Source organism: Candidatus Kurthia intestinigallinarum (assembly GCF_003991225.1).
GTDB classification, from domain to species: Bacteria; Bacillota; Bacilli; order Bacillales_A; family Planococcaceae; genus Kurthia; species Kurthia populi.
Window position 1 is genome coordinate 1 of the sequence record NZ_JTFC01000222.1, and the last position, 1,189, is coordinate 1,189.

At 33.4% G+C, this 1,189-nt stretch carries 2 protein-coding genes; both read right to left on the reverse strand.

Going from position 1 to position 1,189, the window contains the following annotated elements:
* Positions 1 to 440 (reverse strand): ParA family protein (locus tag QI30_RS20015; RefSeq protein ID WP_148113931.1); only part of this gene is annotated, 440 nt, incomplete at its 3' end.
* A 332-nt stretch (positions 441 to 772) separates the two neighbouring features.
* Positions 773 to 1,189: hypothetical protein (locus QI30_RS20770; RefSeq protein WP_158621114.1), on the reverse strand; the 417-nt coding region annotated here is incomplete at its 5' end.

The following is a 1,189-nucleotide window of genomic DNA, read 5'->3' on the forward strand; positions in this document are numbered from 1 at the left end:
ATATCCGAAATTGTTGGTGGCACATCGATGAAAATAAAATCAAAATCACTACGCAATGGCTCCAGTAATTGTGAAAAATATTGAACACGATCTTTTAATGACGTTCCAAATTTACGTTCCAGGAATCGAGGGTAAAGAGCAAAGTCACTAAAACTTGGTAGCAAATACAAATTTTCTTTAATTTCAGTTACAATCTGCTTCAAATCTTCTTCTTTGATGGCTGTCATCAATGTTTTGTTGAACGAATGAATATCGCCACTAACGACCTCTTTCGTTTTTAAATAAAGGGATGTGGCATTCGCCTGCGGATCTTGGTCACATAATAATACTTTGTAACCTTGATCAGCCAATTCATAAGCCAACATCGTAGAATTAGTCGTTTTACCTGTTCCACCTTTAAAATTACCAAAAGTCACTACTACTGCATTTCTCTCATCCATATTAACCCTCCTACAAACTTTTCTGTTAAAATATATGCATATATTTTAACATAGAATGTATTTTATATACCATTAATATATAGGGTCTAATCACTAGATTAAAAGAGTTGTAAATGTGAATATATGCATATACGTATATATTGATATATGCATATACGTATATATTGATATATGCATATATTAAAAAGTGGCACTGTCAATAATTTTATGTAAAGGATGCAATCTAAACTTTGCAGATTGTCATATTTAGCGTTCATATATCGCTTCTAAATCCTCACGTGCTTACTCAAAAACAATATAACAACGCGCAAGGAATCGTATATTGTAGTCATTTATGACACTAAGCTGTATAAATCGCCCATCTGTTCTTTAATCGCATCTTCATCATCAAAGATTTTTTTAAGTACATTGTATTTTGCTTGTGCTTGCTGTTGCTCATTGAATGTGTTGCTATCATCATGTTTTTGCTTATGTACGCCGTCTTTAAACCATTGTGGCGTGTCTACTTTAATAATTGGTTTAGATGGCTGAGAAACATTCGCTGACGGTTTCATGAAGTTATTAATAACCTTACGTGCGTACGCTGCTACATTGTTCGCTTTATTAGTTATTGCTTCACGTACTGCGTGTAATGCAATTTCATCTGTTAGGCCGTCAATTTCATTTTTTGTTTTCTCGATCATACGCATTACTTGTGTAACTGATTCATCTTGTCCAACGATATTCATTTCTTTACAAACCTTACCGTA